This is a genomic window from Bacteroides congonensis (genome assembly GCF_900130125.1).
GTDB classification, from domain to species: Bacteria; Bacteroidota; Bacteroidia; order Bacteroidales; family Bacteroidaceae; genus Bacteroides; species Bacteroides congonensis.
In genome coordinates, this window is sequence record NZ_FQXY01000009.1 from 299,738 (window position 1) to 314,246 (window position 14,509).

The following is a 14,509-nucleotide window of genomic DNA, read 5'->3' on the forward strand; positions in this document are numbered from 1 at the left end:
TCTATTGTTTGTTTTGTTTGTGTGTGCACCTTTTTTCCAGTGGGAAAGGAGGTGCACTTTTTATAATTAAAGTTTACGTCTCTCTAATATTTTCAACAAATAGTGAGTACAAAATATTTCCTTTTTCGTCTTTTTTAATAGTAAAATATAGATATTAAAATGAAAAGCCGACTGAAACAGCGAATATTTGCAATCTCTTTATTGGCATGGACTGCTTTCTGTTCTGCCGATGCGCAACAAACACGCTCACTTCGCGACCAATTTCAGAACCCGTCCGATGAAGCGAAACCTTGGACATTTTGGTACTGGATGTATGGCGCTGTGTCCAAAGAGGGGATTACCGCCGATTTGGAAGCAATGAAACATGCAGGACTCGGAGGTACGTACCTGATGCCGATTAAAGGTATAAATGAAGGTTCCCAATATAATGGCAAAGCACAACAGTTAACCCCTGAATGGTGGGAAATGGTACGTTTCAGCATGGAAGAAGCCGACCGGTTAGGGCTGAAACTGGGAATGCATATTTGTGACGGTTTTGCATTGGCGGGAGGGCCTTGGATCACTCCCAAAGAATCCATGCAGAAAGTCGTTTGGAGCGATACGATTGTTAATGGCGGAAAACTTGATGCATTGCGTCTGCCACAACCAGAAGCTTATGAGAATTATTATGAAGATATTGCATTGTTTGCTTTACCGGTAGAAGATGAAGTAGATGAAATGCCTGCCAAAATCACATGCGTAAACTTGGCGATAACGGATAATATAAAGCCCGCCCAAACAGTAAATATGGATGCGGCAGGAGTTATCCGCTCTTCGTATCCATGCTATATCCAATACGAATACGGACAACCTTTTACCTGCCGGAACATTGAAATAGTCTTGAATGGCAATAATTATCAGGCACATCGCTTGAAAGTGATGGCAAGTGATGACGGTGTCAATTACCGTTTCGTAAAACAATTGGTTCCTGCACGTCAGGGATGGCAGAATACAGATGAAAACTCCACGCATAGTATTCCCGCAACTACTGCCCGTTATTTCCGTTTCTATTGGACACCCGAAGGGAGTGAACCGGGAAGTGAAGATATGGATGCCGCGAAATGGAAGCCCAATTTGAAAATAAAACAACTGCGCCTGCATCGGGAAGCCCGTCTGAATCAGTGGGAAGGAAAAGCCGGACTGGTATGGCGTGTAGCTGAATCCACTAAGGAAAGAGAAATAGGGAAAAAGGATTGTTATTCACTTTCACAGATTATTAATCTGACGGAACAATACAATAATATCCCTGCCAGTCATTCTAAAGAGAAAACATTGACTGCCATTCTCCCTGAAGGTAAATGGAAATTACTCCGCATGGGGCATACTGCTACCGGACATACCAATGCGACAGCCGGTGGCGGAAAGGGACTGGAATGTGATAAGTTCGATCCGGCAACAGTAAGAAAACAGTTTGATAACTGGTTTGCGCAAGCATTTGTAAAAACGAATCCGGAAGTGGCACGGCGTGTACTGAAATATATGCATGTGGACAGTTGGGAATGTGGAAGTCAGAACTGGAATCATAATTTCGCAACTGAATTCAAGAAACGCCACGGCTATGACCTGATACCTTATTTACCCCTATTGGCAGGTATTCCCATGGAAAGTGCCGAACGGAGCGAAAAGATCCTGCGGGATGTACGTACAACGATTGCCGAACTGGTAGTCGATGTTTTCTATCAGGTACTAGCAGACTGCGCCAAAGAGTATGATTGTCAGTTTTCAGCGGAGTGTGTAGCACCGACAATGGTGAGTGACGGCTTGCTGCATTACCAAAAGGTAGATCTTCCTATGGGAGAATTTTGGCTGAACAGTCCTACCCATGATAAACCGAATGATATGCTCGATGCCATCAGCGGTGCCCATATCTACGGAAAGAATATCATTCAGGCGGAAGGATTCACCGAAGTGCGTGGCACATGGAATGAATACCCCGGAATGTTGAAAGCATTGTTGGATCGTAATTACGCATTAGGAATCAATCGTCTCTTCTACCACGTATATGTACATAATCCCTGGCTAGACCGCAAGCCCGGCATGACACTGGATGGCATCGGGCTTTTCTTCCAGCGTGACCAAACTTGGTGGGATAAAGGGGCTAAAGCCTTTTCCGAATATGCCGCCCGTTGCCAGTCGTTATTACAGTACGGTCATCCGGTGACAGATATCGCAGTATTCACAGGTGAGGAAGTGCCGAGACGTTCGGTATTACCTGAACGACTGGTTCCGTCCCTTCCGGGGATTTTCGGTGCGGAACGTGTGGAAAGCGAACGTGTTCGTTTGGCGAATGAGGGACAGCCTTTGCGTGTGCGTCCGGTAGGCGTTACTCATTCCGCGAATATGGCTGATCCTGAAAAATGGGTGAATCCGCTTCGGGGATATGCTTATGACAGTTTTAACAAGGATGCACTATTGCGTTTGGCAAAAGTAGAAAATGGCAGAATGATATTGCCGGGCGGAGCCAGTTATAAGGTTTTGGTACTGCCGAATGCCCGTCCGATGAATCCTGAACCGGTGGAACTTTCGCCGGAAGTGAAACAAAAGGTCAATGAACTGAAAAAAGCAGGTGTGCTGATTCCTGCCATTCCTTATATGGAGGACGACTTCTCTGCATATGGACTGGAACGTGATTTGATTGTGCCGGAAGACATTGCCTGGACACATCGTCGCGGTGAATTGGGAGATATTTATTTTATTGCCAATCAGAAAGAAGAGACACGTACGTTCACCGCAAGTATGCGTATCACCGGAAGCCGACCGGAATGTTGGAATCCCGTGACGGGTGAGATTAAAACGAATCCCCTTTACGAACAGAAAGATAACCGCACGGAAGTAACTTTGACATTGGCTCCCAATGAGTCGGTATTCGTTGTCTTTTCCACGGAAGAAGCTCGTAATGGTTATGACAGTGATACGCAAAAATCATGGAAAGAGAAAAAGAACTCCACTGGAAATATTGAGGAAGTAGCTTTTGAACCGGAAGAGTATAAAGTCACTTTCCTGAACAATGGGAAAGAAATAACCCAGAAAACACTGTTTGACTGGAGTAAAGAGGATGACGAACAAATCCGCTATTATTCAGGAACTGCGATTTATAAAACCATGTTCCGTTGGAAGAATAAGCTGAAGAAAGACCGAAAAGTCTGGCTGAACTTGGGGAAGATATGCGATATAGCAACAGTTCGTGTGAATGGAATAGATTGTGGCACTGTTTGGACGGCTCCTTATCGGGCTGATATAACCGCAGCTTTGAAAAAAGGAATGAATGAGCTTGAAATAGAAGTGACGAACACGTGGGCGAATGCATTGCAAGGAGCCGATGAAGGAAAAGCACCGTTTGACGGGATCTGGACGAACGCTAAATATCGCAGGGCAGAGAGAACGTTGCTTCCGGCAGGATTGCTTGGTTCTTTGGGTTTTTCTATCACAGATTAAGATTTTAAGGCACGGATTACACGGCTCATAAGAATCGTGTTACGTAAAAACAACAGCGTAATCCGTGCCTGATTCATTATAATACAGTTAAAGTATGAAAAGTTCAATGACTAAAACAGGTACAATATTGGCAAGCTTTCTGCTTTCTGCCTGCCTGTCAACACATGCGGAAGTAAAATTGCCTGCAATCTTTTCCGACGGAATGGTGATGCAGCAACAGACAAATGCCAATCTTTGGGGAACTGCTACTCCCAATAGAAAAGTAACAGTAACGACGAGTTGGAATATGAAACAGTATGTAGCAACTGCCGACAAGAATGGTGCGTGGAAACTTACGGTTGCTACCCCCGAAGCAGGAGGCCCCTATAATGTCACCTTTGATGATGGAAGTAAAAAAACACTGAATAATATATTGATAGGTGAGTTATGGTTATGTTCTGGACAGAGCAATATGGAAATGCCGATGAAAGGATTCAAGAACCAGCCGGTGGAGAATGCCAACATGGATATTCTTCACAGTAAGAATCCTGAAATTCGCCTGTTTACGGTCAAACGTACTTCTACGTTTACTCCGCAAAATGATGTAGTCGGTTCATGGAAAGAAGCAGCTCCGGCCAGTGTTCGTGATTTCAGTGCGACGGCTTATTATTTCGGCAGACTGGTTAATGAAATATTAGATGTTCCGGTAGGTCTGGTGGTGGCAGCATGGGGTGGTTCAGCGTGCGAAGCATGGATGACAGCCGACTGGCTGAAAGCTTTTCCCGACGCAAAAATTCCTCAGTCGGAAGCGGACATTAAATCGAAGAACCGTACTCCGACAGTGCTTTACAATGGTATGTTACATCCACTTATCGGTATGACAATGAAAGGAGTGATATGGTATCAGGGCGAAGATAACTGGAATCGTGCACATACGTATGCAGATATGTTTACGACCTTGATTAACGGTTGGCGTGCCGAATGGAAACAAGGGGATTTTCCTTTTTACTATTGTCAGATAGCCCCATATGATTATGGAATCATCACGGAAAAAGGAAAAGAAGTAATAAATTCCGCCTATCTTCGGGAGGCGCAGTCGAAAGTTGAACATCGGGTGACAAACAGTGGCATGGCGGTATTGTTGGACGCAGGAATGGAGAAAGGAATTCATCCGGCAAAGAAACAGGTTGCCGGAGAACGTCTGGCACTTCTTGCCCTGACCAAGACCTATGGAGTGGAAGGAGTAAATGGGGAAAGCCCTTATTATAAAAGTCTTGAAATAAAGAATGACACGGTAGTCGTAAGCTTTGAACGTGCCGGAATGTGGATTAGCGGCAAGAACTGTTTCGAGTCGGAAAACTTCGAAGTAGCAGGTGAAGACAGGGTGTTCTATCCTGCGAAAGCCTGGATTGAGCGTAGTAAGATGCTTGTGAAAAGTGAGAAAGTTCCGCATCCGGTAGCCGTCCGGTATGGATTCAAAAACTATGTGGAAGGAGATGTTTATTGTGACGGTTTACCTTTAGGGTCTTTCCGCTCGGATAATTGGTAATATAAAAAACATGAAGAGATTTTATCTGATTACAACCATACTGCTTATTGGCGTGTCGGCACTTTGGAGCCAACATGCCAATGTCGTTTGGAATACCCCCAGCCGTAATTCTTCCGAATCCATGCCTTGCGGTGGCGGTGATATTGGTATGAATATATGGGTGGAAGATGGCGACATCTTGTTTTATGTAAGCCGAAGTGGTACGTTCGATGAAAATAACTGCCAACTGAAACAAGGTCGTTTCCGGCTTCGCCTGTCACCCAATCCTTTCAAAGAAAACAAAAGCTTCCGTCAGGAATTGAAATTGAACGACGGCTATGTCGAAGTTGAAGCCGAAGGTGCGCAAATACAGTTTTGGGTAGATGTCTTCCATCCGGTTATTCATGTCGAAATAGCGAATTCACAGCCTTTGCATACAGAAGTCTCTTATGAAAACTGGCGTTATCAGGAACGTCCTGTCCGGAAAGGAGAGGGACAACAGTGTTCCTACAAATGGGCTCCTCCGAAAGGAACGGTTACAAGTGCCGACTTCGTATCTCTGAAAAACAATGCGTCCGGCAGGAACAACCAACTTGTATTTTATCATCGCAACCCCGAACAGACAGTCTTTGATGTTGCCGTAGCCCAACAAGGGATGGACGAAGTGAAATTACAAATGATGAATCCCTTGAAGAATCTGACTTTCGGCGGAACTCTTTTCGGAGAGAACCTGGAATTTACAAATACTACGGATGGCATATATGCCGGAACGGACTACCGTGCCTGGAATTTTCGTTCTTCCAAAGCTACCCGCAAGGAACAGTTTTATATTGTACTACATACGGAACAGACAGAAACCACGACACAATGGGAACAAGGTCTGCAAACTGCTTTAGAACGAATTGTCCCAAAAGGGAAAAACTCCGCAAAGACCATAGTACAAGATAAAAAACAAACCCGTTCATGGTGGCACTCTTTTTGGCAACGCAGTTTTATCGTAGCGGAAGGAGAAGCACAGGAAATCACCCGGAACTACACACTATTCCGCTATATGCTGGGCTGCAATGCTTACGGTAGCGTACCGACGAAATTTAACGGCGGACTGTTTACTTTCGATCCTTGCCATGTAGACGAAAAACAATCATTTACTCCCGATTACCGGAAATGGGGAGGTGGCACAATGACCGCACAGAACCAACGTTTGGTATATTGGCCGATGCTGAAAAGCGGGGATTATGACATGATGTCCGCCCAATTTGATTTCTACAACCGGATGCTGAAAAATGCAGAGCTTCGTAGCCGTATATACTGGCAGCATGATGGAGCTTGCTTCAGTGAGCAGATTGAGAACTTCGGTTTGCCTAACCCTGCGGAATATGGTTTCAAGCGTCCTGATTGGTTTGACAAGGGATTGGAATATAATGCGTGGCTCGAATATGAGTGGGATACGGTGCTTGAATTTTGCCAGATGATACTGGAAACAAAGAACTATGCGGATGCCGACATCACTCCTTATCTTCCTTTGATAGAAAGCTCACTCACATTCTTTGACGAACACTATCGTATGCTTGCATCCCGTCGCGGACGAAAAGCACTGGACGGTGACGGGCATCTGATTCTTTTTCCGGGTTCTGCCTGTGAAACCTATAAGATGACGAATAATGCCAGTAGTACCATAGCAGCCTTGCGGACTGTGCTCGAAACGTATGGAAAGAAAGAGGAGATGTTGAAAACAATCCCCCCGATCCCTTTGCGATATATAGAGGTAAAAGACTCTCTGAATCCTGCATCTACCCCGGAACTAAGACAGACGATTTCTCCCGCTGTAAGTTGGGAACGCATCAACAACATAGAAACCCCGCAGCTTTATCCTGTATTTCCATGGCGCATCTATGGAGTAGGAAAGGAAAAACTGGAAGTAGCCCGTAATACATATTTCTATGACCCTGACGCAATCAAGTTTCGTTCGCATACCGGATGGAAACAAGATAACATTTGGGCTGCCTGTTTGGGATTAACCGAAGAAGCGAAAAGACTATCCCTCGCCAAACTGGCCAACGGTACGCACCGCTTTCCTGCTTTTTGGGGGCCGGGATACGATTGGACTCCCGACCATAACTGGGGAGGTAGCGGAATGATAGGTCTTCAGGAGATGCTCTTGCAGACCAATGGAGAACAAATTCTTCTTTTCCCCGCATGGCCGAAAGAATGGAATGTGCATTTTAAACTGCATGCGCCGGACAAGACTACAGTAGAAGTTACTCTAAAAGACGGAAAGGTGAAGGATTTGAAAGTTTTGCCGGAAAGTAGAAAGAAAGACATTATTATAATGATTAAGAAATAAAGGAATTATGAATAAAAGACCGTTTTTAATCTTATCAGCTTTTTTGTTGCTGTTCTCATTGACAGAGAAAGGACAAGCGACAGAAACTTACCGTCCCGAGACATCGGTCGCCGGATTTATCCAGCTTCCCGGTAGTGGGCGACAAGTGTATAATTTCAATCCGGGATGGCGATTCTTTAAAGGAGATGTCCGTGGGGCGGAAGCCGTGGACTTTGACGACCGCTCCTGGGAAATAGTATCTACCCCGCATACAGTGGAACTGATGCCTGCCGAAGCCAGTGGATGCCGTAATTATCAAGGCCCGGCATGGTATCGCAAGCATTTCGTGATTCCTTCCGAAACCAAAGGACAACGAGTGACTATTCATTTTGAAGCCGCCATGGGCAAGCAGATTATCTACTTGAACGGGAAGCGTGTTCAAGAGCATATCGGTGGCTATCTGCCATTCACGTTAGATTTAACCGCCAATGGCGTACAGGCAGGTGACTCCTGTCTGCTTGCTGTCTTAACAGACAACAGCGATGACAAATCTTATCCCCCCGGTAAACGCCAGTATACCTTGGACTTTGCCTATCACGGCGGGATCTACCGTGATGTATGGATGATTGCCAAATCACCTGTTGCTATTACCGACGCTCTTGATTCCCAAACCGTTGCCGGTGGTGGAGTATTCGTACATTTCGATAAAATCAGCGATAAGAGCGCGCAAGTCTGTGTAAAGACTGAGTTACAGAATGATGCACGACATCAGGAAACTGTCACCGTAGAAACCACTCTGACCGATGCAGACGGAAAAGTCATCAAACGTACTTCCGGCAAACTTTCCCTGAAACCCGGAGAAAAGAAATCTATCGGGCAACAAATGGAAGTGAAGAATCCGAAACTATGGTCACCGGACACACCTTATTTATATAGGATACAATCACGGATAAAGAAAGGCAATCAAACTATTGACGGGGGAATTACCCGTGCAGGCATCCGTCTTGCCGAGTTTCGTGGAAAAGACGGCTTCTGGCTGAATGGAAAGCCTTTCGGACAATTGGTGGGAGCTAACCGCCATCAGGATTTCGCGTATGTAGGCAATGCTTTGCCCAACTCACAGCAATGGCGTGACGCGAAGCGTCTGCGGGATGCAGGATGCACTATTATTCGTGTAGCTCATTATCCGCAAGACCCTGCCTTTATGGATGCCTGTGACGAACTCGGAATGTTTGTCATTGTAGCTACTCCCGGATGGCAATATTGGAATAAAGATCCGAAGTTCGGGGAACTGGTTCATCAAAACACCCGTGAAATGATTCGTCGTGACCGAAATCATCCGTCTGTCCTGATGTGGGAACCGATATTGAATGAAACCCGCTATCCGCTTGATTTTGCCTTGAAGGCATTGGAAATAACCAGAGAAGAATATCCTTATCCGGGACGCCCGGTAGCGGCAGCCGACGTTCATTCGGCAGGTGTGAAAGAGCATTATGATGTAGTCTACGGCTGGCCGGGCGATGATGAAAAGGCGGACAGGCCGGAACAGTGTATCTTTACCCGTGAATTTGGAGAAAACGTGGACGATTGGTACGCACACAATAACAACAACCGTGCAAGCCGTAGTTGGGGAGAACGACCGCTGCTTGTACAGGCATTATCCCTGGCAAAAAGCTATGATGAAATGTACTGCACCACAGGTCTGTTTATCGGCGGTGCCCAATGGCATCCGTTTGACCATCAGCGCGGTTATCACCCTGACCCTTATTGGGGTGGTGTCTACGATGCTTTCCGTCAGAAGAAATACGCTTATGAAATGTTTCGCAGCCAGTCACCTGCCAATCTCGAACATCCTATAGCTGAATGCGGGCCGATGATATTTATTGCTCACGAAATGTCGCAATTCTCAGATAAAGACGTAGTAGTGTTCAGTAATTGTGATTCTGTGCGTCTTTCTATTTATGACGGAACAAAAACATGGACGAAGCCTGTGGTTCACGCGAAAGGGCATATGCCGAACGCACCTGTTATTTTCGATGATGTATGGGATTTTTGGGAAGCGCGTGGATACAGCTATACCCAAAAGAACTGGCAGAAGGTCAATATGGTTGCCGAAGGTATTATCAACGGGAAAGTGGTATGCACACAAAAGAAAATGCCTTCCCGTCGTTCTACCAAACTGCGTATGCATGTGGATACACAAAAAGTCAACCTGGTGGCAGACGGCTCCGATTTCATTGTGGTAATTGCCGAAGTGACCGACGATAATGGAAACGTACGCCGTCTGGCAAAAGAAAATATCGTATTTACGGTAGAAGGTGAGGGGGAGATTATTGGAGATGCCACAATCAATGCCAATTCCCGTGCCGTGGAATTCGGATCGGCTCCTGTGCTGATCCGTTCTACACGGAAAGCCGGTAAGATAAAAGTAAAAGCACACGTTCAGTTTGAGGGTACACAAGCTCCGACAGCCGCCGAACTGGAATTTGAAAGTATTCCGGCAGAACTTCCTTTCTGTTATGTGGAACAGGCTGTCACTTCACCAACAGTTAAAACAGGTTTTATAAACAGTAAATCCGAAGGAAAAGTACAACTGACCGAAGAAGAGCGCCAACGGGTATTGGACGAGGTGGAACGTCAGCAGACTGAATTTGGAACAGAAAAATAGAACGATAAAAGATAAGAAGATAGTGATTCCGGTCACTATCTTCAAAAAATATTGTATCTTTGACTACATTTAATTCCAATGATGACCATAAATGAGAAAACGGAATATTCTAATACTATTACTGTCAATGATGGGCGCTTGTGTTTTTGCCTATCCGAATATGATTGTTGAACACTACACAGCCGAGCGCGGTTTGTCTAATAATATCGTCAATTGTACTTTAAAAGGGAAGGATGGCTTTGTCTGGTTCGGCACATGGTATGGACTATGTAGCTTTGACGGAACTAAATTCCGCTCATATGACAACCGCGACGGCTTTTATTCTGCCGATATTCCCCCTCGCAAGATTCAGCGTATTGTAGAAGATAAAAATGGTTTCCTATGGATTAAGACCATCGACCGTAAACTTTACCTGTTCGACAAGCGCCATGAAAGTTTCCATGCAGTCTATGATGACGTAAAAGAATACTCCGAAAACATTCAGATTATCAAAATCCAGACAACGGAAGACGGGGACGTTCTGCTACTGACCAAGGACAAGAGCCTTCTGCGTGCCTATACCGATAAGGATGGAAAAATCACAATGAAGCAGTTGCACGATTCACGCCCCAACGTGAACGTCTATGATATGCGGCTGAAACACAACGTATTCTGTGAAACAGCCGAGTTCATCAACTGGATTGGTATGGATTATCAGATTTTATCCCTTAGAAAAGGAGATGCCCTGAAAGATAAACCGGGTGACTTCATACAGAAAAAGATTTCTGCCAATCCCGAACAATTCACTTGTGCTGCTTATAGTTCCAAGTTCCTGTGGCTAGGGGATAGGGACGGGCATATTTATAGTATCGACCCTCAGAACGGAGTAGTGAACCGTTATGAAATACCGGAAATCAAGCAGCCAATCTCCAATTTATTGGTTACAGAATCCGGTTTGATGTATATTACCACTAATGAAGGAAGTTATGAATACAATATCGGTTACAAGCAACTCACTAAACTTCCGTTTACCATCCCCGGGAAAGATGCCGGAATGATCTTCTATGATAAATATGAGAAGATATGGTTTCAGGAAGGGAATCATGCATTGATATATTATGATCCTCTGAACAGAAGCAGCCACCGCTTTACATTTCCCGTCCAGAATTCTATCGGAAACTTTGAAATGCAGGATGCCGGCGAGCAAGGCATGTTTTTCCTGACTCCAAGCGGAGAAATCCTTTTGTTCGACAGGGATAAACTGGAGATGACCCGTATCAACCAAATTAAACCGTTCTCTGATGACATTCCCGACCAACTTTTCTTCCATCTTCTTTTGGATAAGGATGGTATTCTGTGGCTGGCATCTACAAGTAGCGGAGTGTATAGAGTGAATTTCCCTAAAAAACAATTCCAGTTGTTGACCGAAGTATCTCCTGTTCCCGTTACCACCGAAAGACCTACTTCCTGGAATCAGGGGATACGTGCCCTTTTCCAGGCGAAGAACGGAGATATTTGGGTGGGAACCCGCTGGCAGACTTTGTATCGTCTGGATCGTAACGGTCAGGTGAAGCAGATTTTCTCAGACAAGAACTATCTGTTGGGGGCAGTCTATCATATAATGGAAGATAAGGACGGAAATCTGTGGTTCTCTACCAAAGGAAACGGACTTGTCAAAGCCGAGCCGGATATGAATTCACCTCATGGCCTACGTTTTACCCGTTACAAGAATGACCCTAAAAATCCGAACTCTATCAGTAATAATGATGTGTATTTTACCTATCAGGATAGTCAGGGACGCATTTGGGTAGGATTATTAGGCGGGGGATTGAACCTGCTTTCCGAAGAAAACGGGGAAGTTGGCTTTATACATAAATACAACGGACTGAAACAATATCCGCCTTACGGGCTTTATATGGAAGTGCGTACAATGACGGAAGATGAAGACGGACGTATTTGGGTGGGAACAATGGATGGCCTGATGTCTTTTGACGGGCATTTTACAACGCCCGAACAAATTCAGTTTGAAACCTACCGTCAGGTTAGCGACCGTTCCAACGTGGCGGACAATGATATCTATGTGCTATATAAAGATGCTGATTCGCAAATATGGGTAAGTGTATTTGGTGGAGGACTGAACAAATTAGTTCAATATGACAAGGAAAAGCATGAACCGGTTTTCAAATCCTACGGCATACGTGAAGGAATGAACAATGATGTAGTCAAGTCAATTGTAGAAGACAAGAATGGGAATCTGTGGTTTACTACCGAAATCGGTCTGTCCTGTTTCAATAAGACTACCGAGCAGTTCCGTAACTATGACAAATATGACGGATTTCTGAATGTGGAAATGGAAGAGGGCAGCGCGCTCCGCACATTGAACGGGAATTTGTGGATCGGTACCCGTCAGGGGATTCTGGCATTTTCCCCTGACAAGTTGGAAACACAACATACGAAGTATGATACACGTATTGTCGATTTTAAGGTTTCCAACCGGGATTTGCGTAGTTTCCAGGATTGCCCGATTCTAAAAGAATCCATTACGTACACAGATGCGATTCGACTGAACTATAACCAGTCCATGTTCACGATAGAATTTGCCGCCTTGAATTTCTACAATCAGAACAGGGTGACATACCGCTATATACTCGAAGGATACGAAAAAGAATGGCATTATAACGGTAAGAACCGTATTGCTTCTTATACCAACGTGCCCCCTGGCAGCTATACGTTCCGTGTGGAAACGATAGATGAAGCCAGTCCCGAACTTGTTTCCAGTCGTACGTTAGCCGTTACCATTCTTCCACCTTGGTGGTTGAGTTGGTGGGCGACGCTTATCTACGTTATTCTTGGGCTGGCAGCTCTCTATTTTGCCCTAAGACTGGCTTTCTTTATGATTAAGATGAAGAATGACATCTATATCGAGCAAAAGGTTTCGGAACTGAAAATCAAGTTCTTTACCAATATTTCCCATGAACTCCGCACACCTTTGACATTGATTAAAGGCCCGATACAGGAATTGAAAGAACGCGAGCAACTATCTCCGAAAGGATTGCAATATGTAGAATTGATGGAGAAGAATACCAATCAGATGTTGCAGTTAGTCAATCAGATACTAGATTTCCGCAAGATTCAGAACGGTAAGATGCGCCTGCATGTTTCCTTGATTGATTTCAATGAAATGATTGCCTCTTTCCAAAAAGAATTCCGGGTACTCTCGGAAGAGAATGAAATCAGCTTTACTTTTCAGTTGCCGGATGAATCAATTATGGTATGGGCGGACAAAGATAAATTGAGTATTGTGATCCGTAATATCATATCAAACGCATTCAAGTTTACCCATGCCGGTGGAAGTATCCATGTCACTGCCGGCCTGACGGACGACGGAAAACGTTGTTATGTGCGGGTGGAAGATAATGGAGAGGGGATTCCGCAAAACAAACTGACCGAGATATTCGAACGTTTTTCACAAGGGGAGAATACAAAGAATCCGTATTATCAAGGTACAGGTATCGGTCTGGCACTTTCCAAAGAGATAGTCAATCTGCACCACGGGGTGATTCGTGCCGAAAGTCCCGAAGGACAGGGCGCTGTATTTACCGTAGAACTTCTGATGGATAAGGAACATTACCGTCCGTCCGAAGTTGACTACTATGTCAGCGATACAGAAGTTGCTCCGACCGCTTCCGAAGAAGAATCGGCTGAGACTATTTCTTCATCGGAAGGAATGGAAGCAGAACTGGCAATTGACGCTTCGTTGCCTACTCTCTTGTTGGTGGAAGACAATAAAGACCTTTGTCAGTTGATAAAACTTCAGCTCGAAGATAAATTCAATATTCACGTAGCCAATAATGGAGTGGAAGGCTTGAAGAAAGTGCATCTATATCATCCTGACATCGTAGTGACCGATCAGATGATGCCTGAAATGGGCGGTTTGGAAATGTTGCAGGCTATCCGTAAAGACTTCCAAATCAGTCATATTCCTGTGATTATCCTGACCGCAAAGAACGATGAAGGCGCCAAGACAAAAGCGATTACGTTAGGTGCGAATGCTTATATAACCAAACCATTCAGCAAAGAATATCTGCTGGCACGTATCGACCAGTTGCTCGCCGAACGGAAAATATTCCGTGAACGTATCCGTCAGCAAATGGAGAATCAGACAACGACGGAAGAAGACAGCTACGAACAATATCTGGTAAAGAAAGACGTGCAATTCCTCGAAAAGATTCATCAGGTGATTGAGGAAAACATGGACGACAGCGATTTCAATATAGATACGATAGCTTCCGGTATCGGCTTGAGCCGTTCGGCATTCTTCAAAAAGTTGAAGAGCCTTACCGGACTGGCACCCGTAGATCTGGTAAAAGAAATCCGCCTGAATAAATCCGTTGAACTGATCAAGAACACGGATTTAAGCGTTTCAGAAGTTGCTTTTGCTGTCGGATTCAAAGATTCCGGATATTACAGCAAGTGTTTCCGGAAGAAATATAACCAGACTCCCCGTGAATATATGAATGAATGGCGGAAAGGAGAGAGATAACCGATTACAAAATGC

General features: G+C 44.9%; 5 protein-coding genes. All 5 read left to right on the plus strand.

The genetic code is table 11. The features are described 5' to 3' along the window. The first annotated feature begins 159 nt into the window (after positions 1 to 159). The 5 genes from BQ7997_RS07790 to BQ7997_RS07810 all read left to right on the plus strand — a co-directional run bounded on the left by BQ7997_RS07790 (position 160) and on the right by BQ7997_RS07810 (position 14,494). Positions 160 to 3,474 carry a glycosyl hydrolase gene (locus tag BQ7997_RS07790; RefSeq protein WP_073345222.1) on the plus strand — a complete coding sequence of 1,105 codons (3,315 nt, stop codon included), beginning with the start codon at positions 160 to 162 and terminating at the stop codon, positions 3,472 to 3,474. 94 nt (positions 3,475 to 3,568) lie between these two features. Continuing rightward, on the plus strand, positions 3,569 to 5,002 hold the full coding sequence (locus tag BQ7997_RS07795; protein WP_073345224.1) for a sialate O-acetylesterase: 1,434 nt from the start codon (positions 3,569 to 3,571) through the stop codon (positions 5,000 to 5,002). Positions 5,003 to 5,012: 10 nt separating this feature from the next. Continuing rightward, positions 5,013 to 7,325 (plus strand): DUF5703 domain-containing protein, encoded by a 2,313-nt coding sequence (locus BQ7997_RS07800; protein ID WP_073345227.1) that lies wholly within the window; start codon positions 5,013 to 5,015, stop codon positions 7,323 to 7,325. A gap of 7 nt (positions 7,326 to 7,332) precedes the next feature. Further along, positions 7,333 to 9,972 carry a glycoside hydrolase family 2 protein gene (locus BQ7997_RS07805; RefSeq protein ID WP_073345230.1) on the plus strand — a complete coding sequence of 880 codons (2,640 nt, stop codon included), beginning with the start codon at positions 7,333 to 7,335 and terminating at the stop codon, positions 9,970 to 9,972. A gap of 91 nt (positions 9,973 to 10,063) precedes the next feature. Further along, a complete protein-coding gene (locus BQ7997_RS07810; RefSeq protein WP_097677766.1) occupies positions 10,064 to 14,494 on the plus strand; it encodes a hybrid sensor histidine kinase/response regulator transcription factor in 4,431 nt (1,476 codons plus the stop codon). Positions 14,495 to 14,509 lie beyond the last annotated feature (15 nt).